Annotated in this window: 10 protein-coding genes, 1 tRNA gene and 2 pseudogenes; 10 read left to right on the forward strand and 3 right to left on the reverse strand. The window is 45.0% G+C overall.

Going from position 1 to position 17445, the window contains the following annotated elements:
* Positions 1-39 precede the first annotated feature (39 nt).
* Positions 40-1635: a DUF262 domain-containing protein gene (locus tag OXH39_14215; protein ID MCY3551613.1), complete on the reverse strand. Its 1596-nt coding sequence runs from the start codon at positions 1633-1635 to the stop codon at positions 40-42.
* A gap of 472 nt (positions 1636-2107) precedes the next feature.
* Between OXH39_14215 and OXH39_14220 the strand changes: the two genes are divergently transcribed.
* From OXH39_14220 to OXH39_14265, 10 genes and pseudogenes are all read left to right on the forward strand, one after another.
* Positions 2108-2181: transfer RNA gene (locus OXH39_14220), tRNA-Met, on the forward strand.
* Positions 2182-2257: 76 nt separating this feature from the next.
* A complete protein-coding gene (gene tilS / locus OXH39_14225) occupies positions 2258-3745 on the forward strand; it encodes a tRNA lysidine(34) synthetase TilS (GenBank protein ID MCY3551614.1) in 1488 nt (495 codons plus the stop codon).
* Positions 3720-4283 (forward strand): hypoxanthine phosphoribosyltransferase, encoded by a 564-nt coding sequence (hpt, locus tag OXH39_14230; protein ID MCY3551615.1) that lies wholly within the window; start codon positions 3720-3722, stop codon positions 4281-4283. The genes tilS and hpt overlap by 26 nt, the downstream gene beginning before the upstream one ends.
* 126 nt (positions 4284-4409) lie before the next feature.
* A complete protein-coding gene (locus tag OXH39_14235) occupies positions 4410-5201 on the forward strand; it encodes a c-type cytochrome (protein MCY3551616.1) in 792 nt (263 codons plus the stop codon).
* A 179-nt stretch (positions 5202-5380) separates the two neighbouring features.
* Complete coding sequence (locus OXH39_14240) at positions 5381-5911, forward strand: hypothetical protein (GenBank protein MCY3551617.1); 531 nt, start codon at positions 5381-5383, stop codon at positions 5909-5911.
* 153 nt (positions 5912-6064) lie between these two features.
* Positions 6065-6370 (forward strand): annotated as a pseudogene (locus tag OXH39_14245) (LysM peptidoglycan-binding domain-containing protein).
* A gap of 57 nt (positions 6371-6427) precedes the next feature.
* A pseudogene (locus tag OXH39_14250) lies at positions 6428-6757 on the forward strand (M23 family metallopeptidase).
* 1 nt (position 6758) lies between these two features.
* Complete coding sequence (locus tag OXH39_14255) at positions 6759-8267, forward strand: transglycosylase SLT domain-containing protein (GenBank protein MCY3551618.1); 1509 nt, start codon at positions 6759-6761, stop codon at positions 8265-8267.
* Positions 8268-8312: 45 nt separating this feature from the next.
* The gene (locus OXH39_14260) at positions 8313-9569 is read left to right on the forward strand and encodes a Gfo/Idh/MocA family oxidoreductase (protein MCY3551619.1); all 1257 of its coding nucleotides are present in this window, start codon (positions 8313-8315) and stop codon (positions 9567-9569) included.
* 32 nt (positions 9570-9601) lie between these two features.
* Positions 9602-10666, forward strand: a complete 1065-nt coding sequence (locus tag OXH39_14265) for a Gfo/Idh/MocA family oxidoreductase (GenBank protein ID MCY3551620.1) — start codon at positions 9602-9604, stop codon at positions 10664-10666.
* Positions 10667-10668: 2 nt separating this feature from the next.
* Here the strand turns inward: OXH39_14265 and OXH39_14270 are convergent, their stop codons facing one another.
* A complete protein-coding gene (locus tag OXH39_14270) occupies positions 10669-16200 on the reverse strand; it encodes a DUF3320 domain-containing protein (GenBank protein ID MCY3551621.1) in 5532 nt (1843 codons plus the stop codon).
* A gap of 48 nt (positions 16201-16248) precedes the next feature.
* A complete protein-coding gene (locus OXH39_14275; protein ID MCY3551622.1) occupies positions 16249-17436 on the reverse strand; it encodes a mandelate racemase/muconate lactonizing enzyme family protein in 1188 nt (395 codons plus the stop codon).
* Positions 17437-17445 lie beyond the last annotated feature (9 nt).

Consider the following 17445-nt stretch of genomic DNA (forward strand, 5'->3'; position numbering starts at 1 on the left):
TGAAGGATACCCAGTATCCTGACTTTTGGCAACTATTATTTATGAAACACCCTCATTTAAATACAAGGAACTATAGCGAAACCCCTCTTTTAGGAGGTCCCTTTTCTCCTTGAAACGACGATTGCCTAACTCTGAATTGCGTCCGGTAAGCGTGAGATTCCCAATGTCGTTACAATACAATTCATGCACTCTTTGATAATCGTCTCCTAAATCCTGTTCCCACTCGTTAGTGAGTGTCTGTGGCATTATATGCTCAATGGTATACTCCTTGAGATTAATAGGTTCCCTACGCTGACAATTCTCCAGTTTTCGGAGCAGATAATCTAGACGGGAAAAGTTAGACATATCTTTACTCGTAAACACGCGCTTGAATTCCCTATTTCTCGGAAAACGTCTATGCGCCTGCAATTCTAAGAAAGTCTCATTTAGATTCTCAAGATAATTGTTTTCATCATCCGTGTCCATTTCGGACAAAATATCGACAAATATATGGTTTAGAAATTTGTCGGACAGTCCACATACGGCGCGTCGGAAGATGTAACTCTCTATCAATCGCAAGGTTTCTATCACTTCTGATTTTTTAATTTTGTCGCTTACGTAATAGTCATAGACCTTAAGCAGAAATGGATAGGCAGTGTCTGCTTTGAGTTCATGTAGATCTGCCAAACACGCCTTTAGTTGCGTATCTTCTTCATCAAGCATTGCGATGTTACGGTAGTACTTTGAATAACGAGAAACTTCTTTGACGATTTCCTCTACCTCTAACTTGTCTGAAGATTGTCCTGTTTCAACATAGATTCTAAAGTTCTTGTAAATATCACTCAGTTTCGGAATTTTCCGAGTTTTTAACGTTAGGTAATGCCTCATGAAACGCTTAAAGTGCTGATCCTCATTCCGAAAACGTTGCTCTATAGGATACCATAAATCGTTATACAATCTTGTTTGGGAATCAAGGTCTTTTCCCATCAGCAAATAGTTACGAATCTTGTCCGTTTCAGAAAGCTCAAGTCCCTTTGTGTTAAGCGTCTCAAAAATCAATTGCGGATTATCTTGAGCAGGTTCCAGCACAATACTGACAATCTCTAATCTTTCAATACCTCTATACACGATTTCAAGATTTGCTTTTTTGCATTGGGAATAAAAAAATCGGTAATTTTTTTCTAAGAGTGGAGCGTAAGGTGTAGGAAGTTCTCTATCTTCTTCCAAGAGGCAAATCAACGTTTCTTTATCGCTTTCAGTGAGAATCTGTTTGTAGCGTGCCTCTCCCATTTTATTGTCATTGAAAAGATAACGATTTGATAATTCTTTTGGACTGATGCCAATATCAACGCCTTGCTCTTGAATAACTCTGCTGAGTGCCGAAATTAAAAGCGATAAGGTCGTCAATCGTTGTTGTCCATCAATCACCAAAAATTCTTGGACGTCTCCAATGTTCTGAGGTTCTTCTGGATCCATGTAGACGATTGAGCCGAAAAAATGGGGTTTAGGTTCTGTGTTTCCGCCAATATATAGGACATCGTCCCAGAATAGCGAACACTGCTCTCTTTTCCATTCATACGTGCGTTGATAGATTGGAATTACAAATTGTCTGGCACCTTCTAAAAATGTCAAAATAGATGTTACCGTAGATTTCATAGATCCTCCTTTTGTAAAAGCAGGCTGTTGCTCTGAGCCCTCGTACAACCTATAAAGCGAGGCTCCGAAAAAGAATTGAATTCGCTCCAATAGACTGCTTGGAGGCAGATAGGCAACAACAAGGCACGTTTAGTAAAACCTATCCGTGCGTTGAATCAGTGTGCGTGTTTCTGTTTACAGCTGATATTATTGTAAATTGCGGCCCGTAGGGGGCCGCGTCAAAAAACAGGTTCGCGATTGAGGTTCTTTTCATTTCAAGAAAGGAAATTCTGGTTGAATCTGACAAAGCCTCACGGTTTCAATCTCGCGATCAAGATTCTTTTTATTTCAAGATAATCATAACAAATTAATAAGATAAAGTCAAATATCAGTTTCCAATCGCAATCGCAAGAAAATGCTTGACTTTTTTGGTAATATATGTTATACTTAATGTAGATTTTAGGGCAAAGTTTGTAAGCCCATCCAGACACGCGCCGGTGTAGCTCAGTGGTTTAGAGCACACGACTCATAATCGTGCTGTCCGGAGTTCGAATCTCCGCACCGGCATTGCTCTTTTTGACACAACTTGCAGCCCAGTTAATATTCCAACGGCATAATTTGCTGTCAAAAATAGGCACACCTCATGAAAGCCGACTTCGTGCGACAGATGCACCGCTTCATTTTGCGGCACGCGATGATCGAAAATGGCGAAACGGTAATTGTTGCGGTCTCAGGCGGTGCGGATTCTCTCGCACTCCTATACGGTTTACATGCCTTACGTACCCAACTCAATTGTCAACTTCATGTCGCGCATTTAAATCACTGTCTTCGTTCGGATGCGGATGCGGATGCGGACTTTGTGCAGCAACATGCAACGAACTTAGAATTGCCGTGCACCATTGGACGTGCGGACGTTCCTCTTTTAATGAAGCAGTGGAAGCTTTCTGTAGAGGCAAGTGCGCGTAGGGCACGGTATCAATTTTATGAAGACATCTGTACACAAATTCGAGCGACCAAAGTCGCTTTGGGACACCATCGGGACGATACTGCCGAGACGGTTTTGATGAACCTCATCCGCGGGAGCGGAACCACTGGATTGAAAGGCATTGCCCCTGTTAGAGATGTCAAGTTTATTCGACCGCTCGCAGATTTTACCCGACAACAGATTGAGGCGTTTCTTACGTCCATGGGGCTGGTGCAGCGACAGGATTCAACCAACACGGATACACGTTACCTTCGTAACCGTATCCGCCACGAATTGATCCCGCTACTTGAAAGGGACTATAATCCGAACATCAAGACCGGATTAAGCCGTACGGCGGATGTGTTGGGCACTGAATCGGAATACCTTGATACGGTCGCGCGGGAGGCGTTTGAGGTGTGTCGGATACAAGATTCGACTGAAATTGAGACATCTATAAAGTCAGGAAGCGTTGTCTTAGACAGTGCGAAACTTCGGCAGTACCATATCGCGGTACAGAGACGGGTGCTGCGGCGGAGCTTCGCTGAGATGTCAGGGTACACGGGCGATCTCTATTTCACACACTGTGAAGCGATGCTAAGCATCGTCGAGGGAGAATCCCCCAATACTGTGTTAGCACTTCCGAACGGCTTGCGATTCCGACGTGTGTATCAGTACCTTATCTTTGAGGCGAACGCGGGTTCCAGATCGCCGGTTCCCGCTGAGATGGAAAATTTTGCGTATCCACTCGCTGTTCCGGGTAAAGTGTCTATTACTCCTTTAAAAGCAGAAATCACCGTAGAACTGGGTAATATCCAATCTCGTGAAGCACCTACGTTACCAGACGGGAAATTTGAAGCAGTGTTCGATTATGAAAAGTTAAAGGAGATGTTTGCAAATCCATCTTTAGACACATTACCACTCACGGTACGCAATCGACGGCAAGGTGATCGGTTTCGACCCTACGGTATGCAGGGAACGAAAAAGCTTAAGGATTTTTTGATGGACGCTAAGGTGCCTCGCTATGAACGGGATAGCGTCCCACTACTCGTTTGTGGTGATGAAATGCTCTGGATCGTTGGTTATACCACCAGTGAACGGTTCAAGATTCATCCCGGTACGCAGCAATATCTTTATTTACGTTATGTCAGCAACGAAACCTCTCCCTGAATCTGTTCTTATATCCGAATCCCGCCTCCAGAGCCGAATTCAGGAACTTGGTGCTCAGATATTTACCGATTACGAGAACCAAGAACTGGTCTTACTTGGTGTACTTAGGGGAAGTGTTCTGTTTTTCGCAGACCTTGCGCGTGCCATCTTTAGGGCGCAACTTGCGGATCAAGGAAGAGAAGTCGCACTTCGCTTTGAATTTGTGCAACTTGTGAGTTACCACAATAGCACAAAACCATCAGCAGTTCAACTTATTCGTGGTGGTAGTGATTACCTTAAACAACGGCACATCCTGATTGTGGAGGACATTATTGATACAGGACGGACTTTGGAGTTTCTACATGAACATCTCAAGCCGTTGAATCCGAAGACTGTTAAGGTTTGCACACTGCTTGATAAGCCTGTTCAACGTCAAGTATCCGTTGCTGTCGATTATATTGGCTTTGAAATTCCGGATGCTTTCGTTGTTGGATATGGACTTGACTATGCGCAACAGTATCGGAATTTACCCTACATTGCTGTTTTGGAGTCAACCTAAATGCCTTTTGGAGCGTTGAAGCTATACAGTGTATAGCATTCAAGATAAAAAAACCTGGATTTTTTATTGACAATAAATTATACATTTGATAAAATACTTAGAATATACATCAAAAGGAGATTCATAATGCGTAAATTTGTTTCGTTTTCCCTTTGCAGCGTTTTGATTATAGGATTTATCCTTCTGGCATACGCCCAAATGTCACAAATGTCGGACAAAGCGAAGCTGGGACGCGAACTTTTCCACGATCCAACTTTCAAAGGAACAATTAAACCAGGTCCATCCAGATCAGGTTACGCGACTGGGCTTTCCTGTGCGAACTGCCACGCCGATTTTGACGACAAAGCAAACCCAGACGGTCTGATTCGTGCAGGGCACAGCGTTGTCGGTGTTCCACACCGCGGAGAAGCTAAAGGCGGGATGATCAAAGGCGCAGATTTCGCACGCGCAGCGGGTGGCGGCGGGTTCTGTTATGAGCATTTCTTACAGCGGGTCGCACACGATAAAGTGAATCCTACCGCGATTCCAGCAGAACATGCTGAAGCACTCATGGCTTATTTTGAATTTATCTCTGGGGACAACAAAGGTCCCGAGTTTGAAATTGCGATGCTGGATGAAACTGCGAAAAAGGCAGCGGGTGAGAAACTCGCCGCTATGAGTGGCGATGCGCAAAAGGGATGGGAACTTTTTGGGCGCGCTTGTGTTGTGTGCCATCCAACCCCTTACAAAGCTGGCATCGGGTCGCAAGTTATCCGTTCCAGAGCTCCTCGCAATATTGACGCAGCGATAGAACGTTGGGCTATTAAAATTCGCGGTGGTGGCTCTCTTATGCCATTCTATGCCCCCGATATCCTTAGTGATCAGGACATCGCGGACATTCTCGCGTTCCTGCGTCAAGAATTAGAAAACATAAAATAATAATCAAATGTTTAGGCTGGGAAAATTCATCTCAGCCTAATACCCTATTTCTAAACCTACTTGATTGTTTGTAACCAAACTCTCTTCTTATCCGTTTCTGTTAGTGGAAATAGATGTTCTATTGGGCATGCCCCGTATAAGTGTTTTTACTGACCTGAATATGAAGAGAGGATGGTACCATGAGAGTATATCGATTCCTTGGAGTGTTTTTTTATATTCTCGTAGTGGGTTTCGTATTAAGTTTCGCGAGTTGCGGTGGTAGCAACCTAAACAATCCTGTGTCCGAGACAGATACAACGGCAACGGATAGTGAAGCCACTGGTGATATCATTGAACTTACAGAAAACCCAGATGCTGCGGAGACGACGGAGCAAGTTACCGATCTTGACGTAAAGATCACCGTTACAAAGAAAACGGTGGAACCTGGCGAAGAGGTGGAACTGACTGCTTCGGTGAAAGGGGTTAGAGGTACCAGTGTCACGTTAAACTGGCTGAATATTACCCAGTTTGGGGTGCTTTCCAATTCTAACGAAAATTCAGTTACTTGGACTGCCCCACAGACGCTAAATGGAGAGAGCGTTCAAGTTGAAGTTATTCAACTTGTTGTAACCGTAATTAGCGAGGTTGTTTCGGTCGGAGCCTCTGGAATTGATACCGATACCCAAATTTTTTCGGAAACAAAAACGGTTTTGCTAACCGTTAGAGATTAGTTTGTAAAAGTTAATTCTGTCCTGAAAGTGGTGTTCGCTTTGCTTGGCATGCTGGTAGAATTTACTTTTGCTTATATTGTCTTAGGGTATCAAATGAAGAGGAAGTTAATTCATATTTCTATAGCTGTTGTGTTTGTGGTAGCGTTCTCTGGAATGAGACTTGATGCTGGTGGGCACCAGCATCTGGTGAAAAAAGGAGATACGTTGTGGGGCATTTCTCGGAAATATAAAGTCCCACTCAAATCGATTATCCAAGCGAATAGCATTCAGCCAACAGAATCGTTGCAAATCGGGAAAAAGCTGCTGATTCCTGGAGCCCCTGTCCCTGTTGAGGGAACTTGGTACCGAGTAAAAGCAGGAGATACGTTGTGGAGTATCGCACGTCGCCATAACGTTGAATCACGGGACCTTCAGAGAATCAACGGTATCTCTTCACCTCGCAGCCTCCAGATTGGCACAAGAATTCGCATTCGACAGGATGGCAGTCCCAGTTTTGGAAAGCCCCTTCGGGTACCTTTGGTTGTTACTTCAAGATACGGGTACCGTCCTCACCCTGTAACGGGCAGATACCAGTTTCATGAAGGTATAGATTTCCGTGCTGCTACAGGGACGCGTGTTTATGCTTCTAAAGCTGGCAGAGTTATCGCTGCCGGTCGACGGGGTGGATACGGTAAAATTGTAGGCATTGAACACGATGACGATTTTACCACGTGGTATGGACATTTATCTCGTATTCGGGTGAAGAAGGGTCAAACCGTCTCCAAGGGGCAAGTAATTGGTCTTTCCGGGAATACAGGTGTTTCAACAGGACCCCATTTACATTTTGAAATTAGGTACAAAGGCAGAAGTGAAAAACCAACTAAATACCTTATTATACCGTAAACGGGGCTGGCTCCTCATAGCGACTGTTCTTCTTTTAATAGCGTATCTCCTGAGTCAAACAAACACATTATCAAATCCACCCAATCTAAGACCTGAGGTCGGAACGCGTGGACTTGGACTGAGCGGCGCGTTTATCAGCAGTGCCGATGATGCAACAAGTCCACTCTGGAATCCTGCTGGGCTTGCAATGCTGCAACGCGGAAATCTCATCTATGACCTGTCCCAAGGTGCAGTTTCTCTCGCGTATCCTATTAAACCGATCGGAACATTCGGTATAAATTTCTTGGATTTAAATAGCAACGACCGATTTCTCGTGGAGCACACCGCGAACCCGATTGGTAGTTTTGAACTTGGTAACAATCAAGCACTGTTTTCTTATGCAAGGAAATTCGGGACTTTACAACTCGGTGCAAGCACAGGCTATAGTCGTGCCCCGTATCACGGTAGCCTCTGGGCACAAAATTATGATGTCGGTGTGGTAACAGATGTTAATTCCTACCTTACCCTTGGCATCCGGTTCCGCGATATTTCTGGTGTGACCATCCGCCACCAAAATGGGCAGGTTTTACAAACTTTCGACCAGCAGCTTGCGTTCGGTGCAGTCCTAACTCCCCATCCAATTATTCGATGGCATAATCGCTTTGATATTACCACACCCGGTTTCGGAACCAGTGTAGAAGTCGGGAATGAGTCAATTATGGCTCGGTTCGGTTCAGCGTTCTCCTTTACCGACAAAACCCTCCCGCAGTCTTGGAGCATCGGGTTCTCACTTAACCAATTGGGAAAACAGTTCCATTACACCTATCTCAATCACGGTGATTTTGACCGTAAACATCTCGCTTCAGTAGGAATGTATTTTGGCGGAGAGCACTCTATTTCACAGAGATCGAATGATGGAACGCAGTTTACCTCACAGAAACCTCAGATTACAGACGGTTTAACGACACAACCACCAGTAACGGAATCAGAAGTTCAAACACGACAATCAAAGCAGACAGATTCCGTATACAAGAGCGTCCAAATCTCAAAAGAATATGATATTGATGTCGAACTCATGCTTTCCATCATTCACACTGAGTCCAACTTTAACCCGCTCGCTGTGTCGAAGAATGGAGCAGCAGGGTTGATGCAGCTAATGCCTGCTGCCGCAAGAGAACTTGGACTCAAGGTGCCACGGTACGAAAATAAACGCAAGCCGAATTTTGATCCGAACATAGATGAACGGTTTGACCCACACAAAAACTTGCACGCTGGTTTAACTTATTTCAAGAGGCTGTATAAAAAACATTTGAATAATTTGACTTTGGCACTCGGCGCGTATAACGTCGGTCCCGGTAAGGTGAGGATACGCGGTCCCCTTATCAGCAGAGGTAAAAGATATGCGAATAAGGTCATTAATCGTTCCCAAATGTACCGAGATAATGAGACACAAATGAAAGTTGATCTTAAGCGGTTAGAAGCGGTCCTTGATTAAACGGAGGGTGCTTGCAAGACGCACCGTCAGCTGCAGGGGGATAACATGGATAAAATTAGATTGGCAATTGTTGGATGCGGCGGGATGGGACACCGACACATGTACGGATTGGCAGAACTCCATCGGGTAGGGTGGCCACGTTTTGACCTCGTCGGTGCTTGTGATCCGGTTCTTGACAATGCTGAGTCACTCGCGGCACAGGCAGAAGAACGTTTCGGTCAAAAGCCTGCTGTTGTTGGAAGTCTGGAAGAACTCGCTGAAGTCGGCGTAGATGCTGTAGATGTGACGACCACGCCACCGTATCATCACACCGTCGCTGTTGAGACCCTTGAACGCGGTTGGCATACTATGGTTGAAAAGCCGATGGGGTTGACGGTTCGGGCGTGCAATCTCATCCGTCGTGCGGCTGATGCTTCTGAGGCAATCCTCAGCGTTGCAGAGAACTATCGACGCGATCCAATGAACCGGCTTGCTAAGGCACTGCTGGACGCGGAAGTCATTGGCACCCCACGTTTCCTCATCCACCATGCAATTGGTGGCGCAAATCGTATGACTATCTCCGTCTGGCGACACCAAAAGGATCAGAGTGGTGTGTTGCTTGATGTCGGTGTTCACTATGCTGACATGATGGAATACCTACTCGGTGAAATTGATACTGTCTACGCGCAAACCCGTCTTCATGAACCTATTCGGCATAATTCTGCCGCAGTGACCGGTGAATCTGGTTCTAACCCCGCTGGTGTCTACACCAAATGGCAGCGCGAGATGCCTGCTGAATTTGAGGCAACAGCGGAGGATGCCGCTTACGCAACGATCACTTTCAAAAACGGTGTTGTCGGGCAATATATTGAGGAGCACGCGGCATGGGGACAAGGCGGTTGGCTCCGCAAAATCCATGGATCCCGAGGTTCTATGACGCTCCCTGGTGACCGGAGCGGTGGGACTATTACCCTCAATATTGACGGACAAGAAACGATTAATGACCAACGGGTTTTGGACCTCGTCCCAGACTTTCATTTAGATGCTGTCACAGCGGACCTTTTCGGCGGCGACCGATTGTGGAACTACAAGTTTACGCAAGGGGACGCGAAAAATATTGCTATTGAATACGGTGAATTTGCTGAAATTATTGCCGGAAACCGAGAAGTTGAAGTCAACGCCTATCAAGGCACACGCTCTGTCGCTGTCTCTTATGCAATCCTTGAGTCTGGTGCAACGGGCAAGATTGTTCAAATGGATCAGATGCTGGACGAATCGATTAACACGTATCAGCGTGAGATTGACGAAGGGTTAGGTATTTAAGTATTTCGCATGCATTGGGGGCAATCGAAACAGTGGCAGACAATCGAGAATTCGGCATCGGTTTGATTGGGTTAGGGATTGGACAGCAGCATCTGCTCGGTTATCAACGTCAAGGTTTACGCGTTGCTGCAATCTGTGACAAGGATGCTACACGCCTTAACGAGGTCGGCGACAAGTTTGATATTGATAAACGCTACACCCGTATTGTTGATTTAATTGCCGATGTCGATGTTGACGTGGTTGACATGGCAGTGCAACCGTGGATCCGTTCTCCTATCGTTAAAGCTGCTGCTGAGGCTGGCAAGCATATCCTCTGTCAAAAACCCTTCTCGATGTCGATGCAACAAGCCGTTGAGATGGTGGAAACCTGTGAACGACACAACGTGCAGCTCATGGTAAACCAAAATTCCTGTTTTGTTCCCGGCTTCCTCGCTATTGAACCCTACATCAATGCTGAACACCTCGGCGAAATCTATCATGTCTCAATAACTTGCAACGGGTTTTACACGGAGTTCCCCGAACGCCACTTGATTCCGGCGATGCAAGTACACCACGTCGGACTCGTCCATAAATGGTTTGGCGAGTATGAGAGCGTTTATTGCCAAGCGCACGGACATAACAGATCTATTGAAGACGGAGAAACTGTTTCTTTAGCACTTTTCAAGAGTCGGAGCGGCATACAAGGATTGCTTTCGTGTAACTGGGCGTCTCTCGCCAATCCCGGACGCAATTTGCAGCACCCGCACGAGGAGATTCGCATCCAAGGCACTAAAGGCGCGATCTACGGAAATAGCGATGATATGACCGTTCACCTCACGGAGCCGGAGCCTCGCGAAATTAAACCGTCGATAGAGGGAACTTGGTTTCCAGATGCCTTCGGTAACGTGATGGCTCACTTTTTGGAATGCTTGCGTACTGGAGAGAAGTCTATCACTAATGGGCGTGGCAACCTACACGTTGTTAAAACCCTTTTCGCCATGCACCAATCCGCCACATCAGGCGAGGTCGTTATGCTTGACGATATTTCACTGGATGGCGACTACGATCTGAACCCTCACCCTGTCCACAGCGCGGATGATACAATCATCCTACGATGACATCATGATAGTTGCACCCTACTGTTCGGTAAGATCTGGAATTCACCGGCTTTGACGAGCTTGTCCAAAAGCGGTTTCATTTTCTCCATAACAGTCTTCCGTGCAGATTTGTAACCGAAAAGTTTAGCAGTTTCAGTTATAAGGGACTTATCAGGCATTGCCCCTTGTGAAGTTAGAACAAATTTCATTGCCTCAACAATTTCCTCTTCACATATCCACTCAATTTTAGGTTTTGTTCGACAACGAACCTTTATCTCCCTATTGTCTGCTGCCCACAGAAAATCTCCATTCTGATGGATAAGTTTGTCTCTTTGGGCAGCTGCTATGCCTGCCTCAATCGCATTTTTAATTCGTTCCCCTGCTCGTTTTAATCCCCAGAGTTGGCGGATTCGGCGGGCAACCAAGTCAGTATGAACAGGGCTCTCAATTTTTACAACCTCTCTCACAGCTTTGGCGAGTTGGAATGTAGTTTGCAGGTGTAACTCACCCTGCATTGGGATTTTTAGATCTTTACAAGTTTGGTAATCCTGAACATGGTCTGCAATAGAAAGAGAATTTGAGGGATTGAAATTGGATTCAGAAGAACGGGCTGGCTCGGATGGTTTTGGCGGATCGATAGGTTCTGGTATTGGAACCGGTGACAATTTTTCAGCCTTAGCACGCTCAACAGCTTCCAAAAGTCGTCGTCTTGTTTCTGCACGATTGCGATACCAGTCTGTTGACCAGATACGATGGAGTTTCCATCCTAACCTTTCAAGTTGCTGCTGTCTTAATCTATCCCTATCTCTTGCTATAGGTGAACTGTGGTAAGGTGCACCATCGCATTCAATGCCAATAAGATAACGTCCAAGGGCGGTTGAATCGACCACTGCCAAATCAATCCGATAGCCTGCACACCCAACCTGTTTACTGACCTTACAACCTTGGCTTTTCAGGAATTCATACACAGATTCTTCAAACGGAGACTCAGGATCTACCAGTGGATTGTTAGATTCAGGCACTGGTAGATTCCCAGTTTCGGCATAATCAAGAAAAGTCTTCAGTGCCCTCACTCCAAAAGGCGCATCAATATCTAATTGAAGATCACTTGCACGAAAATTTGAAAAGACGACACACTTCTCACGAGCACGCGTGATGAGAACATTCAAACGGCGTTCCCCACCATCGCTGCTAAGAGGACCGAAATTTTTATGGAGTTTTCCATCCTTGCCGAATCCATAGCCGACACTTATGAAAATAACGTCGCGCTCATCACCCTGAATTGTTTCTAAATTTTTAACGAAAAAATATTCCTCTCGGTTGCTCGCAAAAAATTCTACCATTTCTGGTTGCTGCTGGAATTGGACTTCAAATTCGTCAAGAATTGCTTGTTGTTGTTTTATGCCAAAGGTGCCTATGCCAAGACTTTTATTTGGATAATTTCGGTAATGCGCAAACGCAGCTTTAACAACAGCTTGTGCCTCTTGCCGATTAGTAGAACTTTTACCACGGTCATAGACAGCATCAGGAATGTGTTCAAACTTAAGTCCCAAATGTTCTGCTTTATCAATAGCCGATGGAAAGACATACAAGTTATTGTCATAAAACTCCTGATTAGAAACAGCGATGAGAGACTCGTGCCGACTTCGATAGTGCCATTTCAACTCCTTCATAGGAACACTTTGCCTACACAGATCTAAAATGCTTACCACACCAACGATTGGGTTTGTAAAATCATCTTCATCTTTTTCCTCATCATCTTCAACGATACCATCAAAAAAACGAGTGGGCGGTAGTTGCCGAGTGTCGCCAATTACGATGGCTTGCTTGCCACGCAAAAGCGCGCCAAGCGCGTCTTCCAGACGAATTTGGCTTGCTTCATCAAATACAACTACGTCAAATTGAACCATCTGCGGATCGCAGAACTGCGCTATAGAGAGCGGACTCATCATAAAGCAAGGTTTGATTTTTTGGATTAAGCCTCCTGCTTGTGTTAAGAGATCGCGAATAGACATGTGCCCACGTTCTCGACTGAATTGCTTTTGTAGAATACCGATTTCTGAATCAGAAGATGCACCGCTAAAAAGACGAGGACGGTTCTGATGCAATTGAGTGATGAGACGTAGTCGATTCAATTCAATGATTTCGCTGTCAAGTTTTCGGAAACCTACTATTTTTTCTTCATGCAGATTAAAAACAAAATCGCGTAGTTCAGATCGTCCCCGAAATGCTTTGTCAAGAAAAGCATCTGCCAAATTTCCCTCAAAGCATGGAACTATATCCTCTGGTTCAAGCAGATCGTTCTCAATTCTACTAATTAATGGTTGTGCAATTGTTTGTTGGCAAGTGTCGCGCAACCTAACAAATTGCTCCCATGCTTGAAGGCGAGTTAGTCCCTGTTCCCATAATTCGAGGCGCGAACGTAGTTCAGTGAAAGAAACTTTTTTAGTTTCTACACCAAATAAGGCATTGGCATCGGTTCCAAGATGATTGAATAAAGCGGCACGTTTCTGTACGAAACGAATTTTAGCGGTTTCAACCTGTTTCGCAAGATGTTCAATTTGTTCTTGATTCACGCCAGTCCCAACTATATCAATAGCTTGTTCTGTAAGCACATCTCCGATCAATTGTTTGCGAAACTCAACAATCCACTCTTTAGACTCGCGTAATCGTTTTGGATCGCTATCCTCACCACGCCAGTACCTACCAAATAAATCCTGTCCTGTTTGTTCCATATCTTGAATCTCTGTTCGGATGTCAGTACATTGTGACAATTTCGCGAGGTCTGTAATAAGTTGCTCCGGTTTTTCAGACAGTTCACCAACATTGCCGTGAACGAATTGTATCCATGAATCAAATAACGGTAGTTCTGCTTTCCACATTTCAAGTTGTGAAGAGAGTTTGCCAAAAAATACATCTTCTGCATCTAAACCGAATACAGTTTTAGAATCAATTTCAAGTTGGCTAAGAAGTGTTCCGCGTTCTTTCACAAAACTCTCGCGTTGAGTTATAGCCTGCCTAATAAGGTCTTTCAGGTGTTCACTTGCAATTCCTTCACTAACAAGGTCTACTGCCCTGTTAGTCAGTGTGCCATCAAGAAATTCTTTCCGAAACAGCATAATCCATTTCGCAAACTGGCGGAGTTGGTCTGTATCGCTCTCCTCTGCTTTCCAATGCGATCCAAATAAAGAGCGGCCCGTCTGCTCCAACGCTTTTATCTCTTTTCGTTTGTTAATACAGTGCGCGAGTTCATCAAGGGATGTGAGAATCGCTTCAATTTTACGGGGTGGTTTGTCTTTGTAAAGACTACGAATCTGCTTTTTAATAGAATTGTATTTAGAGTGGAAGAATCGAACGGGTGGAAAGATCCCACATAATTCTTTGTACTCATCCTGTAGTAAGTCAATATCATCCCGCTCTAAAACTACTGACTCGAAAGTAATTCGTGCCTTAGTTAGAATATTCTGAACGTTTTCGACTTGCTTAATGAGTTTTTCCACCTCAGGGTTGGCATGATTCCAGTCTTCATTCAATAGGACTTCCCGCTCAACTGGGATTGAATTGACCATTACATTTGCTGCATTAAGCACGCGCCGGAGATCTTTAGGTGTACTAATGGATTGAATACCGCAAATTTCCTTTATATCATGGACTTTGTCTTCTAAAGCGCGTAATGCTTCCAAAGTAACGATGAGCTGTTCTTTGTTAAACTTAGCACGGGCTTCTATAATGCCTTTCTGCACGTCTTCAATTTTTTTGATTAATGTGTCAGACTCGCGATTTGGACGATTCCAAGCATCGTTTAATAATACCTCTCGTTCAACAGGGATCGCTTTTGACATCACACTAACACCTTTTAAGGCTTGTGGTAAAGTTGCTAGCATCGTAGGAATCTGGATCGCACAAACGTCAGCGAGATCGTGAATCACTTTTTCCAAAGCATCCAATGCATTAATGCATGTTCCAATTAACGCTTTCGTATTTTTTATGTAGGCAGGTGTTACGATGTCAGGTTTGCAACCACGCCAAGGATTATTTGCTACAGGAGTTACAAGAGGCAGTATAGTTGCGAGTTCTTCAAGACTTTGCTTTGTTTTCGTCCAACAATCCGGTGTAGTTTCGGTTGGATTGGCAAACGTAATCAGCGGCATGTCGCGCTCAACATTTTCAAAATGACATTGCGCCATTTCGCGAACACCGAAAAGCGTAAAAGGAGATTTTTGTGTCTGGTTGATAGGTTCATGGAGTGCGTTGACATAGGCGTTGAGACTCTCTTTACGGGAATCAATTTGATCGAAGATATGATTCTGCTCCGTTTTTTGCGGAGGGCCTACAGCAAGCGAACGTTCAAGTTCTTTCAATACTTCACGTTTATTGGACTTATGACTGTGCAACTCCAAACAAAAATCACCAAGACCAACACTGTCAAGTCGCTCTTTTACAACTTCAAGTGCAGCCATCTTCTCACTGACAAAAAGGACTTTTTTGCCAGCAGCGAGAAGTTCAGCAATCATATTTGCGATAGTTTGAGACTTGCCAGTTCCTGGTGGACCTTCAACTACCAAGTTACGCTTTTTTTTAACTTCTTCTATGACTGCAATCTGAGAAGAATCTGCGTCCATCACATGATAAAAATTGCGACTCGGCACTTGGTCAACCTCTTCTGGTTTAAACTCATCGACTTTATGTGCTTGGGGTGATTCTCCAAGAATCTCCCCAAGCAAAGGATGGTCACCTATTACCCAGCCTGCCGGATTCAAATCTCTGTACATTACAAATTTGGTGAAACTAAAAAAATCAAGATAGATGTCTGGTACAACGCGCCAGTTTTTCTGATGGGATATTGCTTCGGTCACGGACTGAAAATAGGCATCAACGACAGTTTTTTCCTCAAGCATTTTAAGAATTTTAAGATCAGGAAGTTCAACGCCTTGTTCTTTGAGCTTAGCTTCCAGAGATATGTTCGGAAATAATTCCGCTCCACTCCAACAGAGGCTGAATCGGGTCCGAACCTTTTGCTGTTTTAGCTCAACTGGTATGAGTATTAATGGTGCCCTATTTAACTGATTGGCATGTTCTATTTCCGTCCATTCGAGAAAGCCAAGGGCAAGATATAGAATGGAATAACCCTGCTCTCTAAAGACTGTTTCAGCCTGTCGATGAACATAGGATAACTTTTTGTAGAGTTCTTCCTTTGTCAAATCAGTCTGTAAAAGCCGATCAGTGTGGTGCTTCGGAAGTTCAGCATTTTGCAGGTTGAGGAAAGGTGAATACTCATCTAGCTCTTCCTCCTTAAAAAGTGACCGAATTTCTTCTTCGGAAATTTCTGATGGTTTAAATTGCATCGTCTTTGGTTGCAAAACGAGAATGTCAAAAATTTCTCTCGGAATTTCATCAACCACTTGAATAGTTCGCCGTCTGCTTGGCCGATAGTTCAGGAGACGATTGTTCAACGTCAAGTCAAGAAGGCGTTGACGTGCCATCCGCACCGCTTCTTCAATCTTGGACTTGACAGAAGTACTTTTTTCGTTCAAAACATTGTTTTCGTTGTTCATAAAGTTAATTCTCCTGTTTGCGTTCAGATAACTCCCATGTAAGTATTATTACCATTCTCCTCTCCGATCAGGCCAAGGATGTGCCTTGGCAACTTCCTCATTGAGTTCGGTGCCCCACCCCGGACGCGTCGGGATCTTCATGTAGCCATCCGTAATGTCTGGGACGTGTGTCGTCAAGTCGTCTTTCCAAGGGACATCATCAATATCAATTTCCATGATTCGCACATTGGGCAGCACGGCACAAAGACTCGCGCTCATATAAGTGGCGAGGTGGCTATAGTAGTTATGCGGCGCGACGTTGAGTTGAAACACGTTCGCCAAGTCCCCAATCTTTTTTGAGGGTGCGAATCCGTTCCACGGTACGTCTATCATGAACACATCAGCGGCACGACATTCAAAATAGGGGAGGTATTCGCGCATGTAATAGAGGTTTTCGCCGGTACATATCTTCGTCGTTGTGGAATCCTTGATTTGACGGATAGCCTCGTGGTCGTACATATCGATCTCCAGCCACAGCATGTCGAACTGCTCAAGTACTTTGGCGATACGCATGCACGCCTCCGGTTTGAAGTTGAAGTTCAGATCAAGGTTGATACCAACATCGGGCCCCACTGCTTCTCTAAAAGTACCGATTAAGGTTTCGATGTGCCGTAGGACTTGAGGCGTTACGTTTCCGTCGGTCGTACCGGGTCCACCACCGAAACCACCGAAATGGACAGACGCGGTGTCACCGGGAAAAATGACATTGGTTTTAAGCGCGGTGAAGCCTCTTTCAACGACTTCACGACCTAATGCGGCGATGTCATCCATGCTTTTTAAGGGTGGCACACCAATCAGTTCATAATTGCGGGCACGAGAGCTACCACAGTGCGACCAATAGACACGCACGTCATCACGTGTCGGTCCACCGAACAACTCAACAACAGAGATTCCCAAGGCTTTCGCTTTAATGTCTACCAAGGCACACTCGATTCCAGCGATCGCCTTCGCTGCAATGCCGCCAGGACTTTGCCGAGAACCGCGAATCATGTCCCAGAACCGCATCTCATAAGCACGTGGATCTCGTCCAATCATCAGCGGTGTGAAATCCTTGATAGTTCCGACCACGCCGTTGGGGTTTCTGCCGTCGCTACATTCCCCATAACCGGTGATCCCTTCGTCTGTTTCAACCTTAACGAAAGTCCATGGGCGCCACCCTGCATCCACAATAAACGTTTCAATATTTGTAATTTTCATAGTTATCCT

Source organism: Candidatus Poribacteria bacterium (assembly GCA_026702755.1).
Classification (GTDB): domain Bacteria; phylum Poribacteria; class WGA-4E; order WGA-4E; family WGA-3G; genus WGA-3G.

Bases quoted from the DNA above. Each gene is read 5' to 3' on its own strand.
- OXH39_14215 (MCY3551613.1), bottom strand. From the start codon at position 1,635: ATGAAATCTACGGTAACATCTATTTTGACATTTTTAGAAGGTGCCAGA.
- tilS (MCY3551614.1), top strand. From the start codon at position 2,258: ATGAAAGCCGACTTCGTGCGACAGATGCACCGCTTCATTTTGCGGCAC.
- hpt (MCY3551615.1), top strand. From the start codon at position 3,720: ATGTCAGCAACGAAACCTCTCCCTGAATCTGTTCTTATATCCGAATCC.
- OXH39_14235 (MCY3551616.1), top strand. From the start codon at position 4,410: ATGCGTAAATTTGTTTCGTTTTCCCTTTGCAGCGTTTTGATTATAGGA.
- OXH39_14240 (MCY3551617.1), top strand. From the start codon at position 5,381: ATGAGAGTATATCGATTCCTTGGAGTGTTTTTTTATATTCTCGTAGTG.
- OXH39_14260 (MCY3551619.1), top strand. From the start codon at position 8,313: ATGGATAAAATTAGATTGGCAATTGTTGGATGCGGCGGGATGGGACAC.
- OXH39_14270 (MCY3551621.1), bottom strand. From the start codon at position 16,200: ATGAACAACGAAAACAATGTTTTGAACGAAAAAAGTACTTCTGTCAAG.
- OXH39_14275 (MCY3551622.1), bottom strand. From the start codon at position 17,436: ATGAAAATTACAAATATTGAAACGTTTATTGTGGATGCAGGGTGGCGC.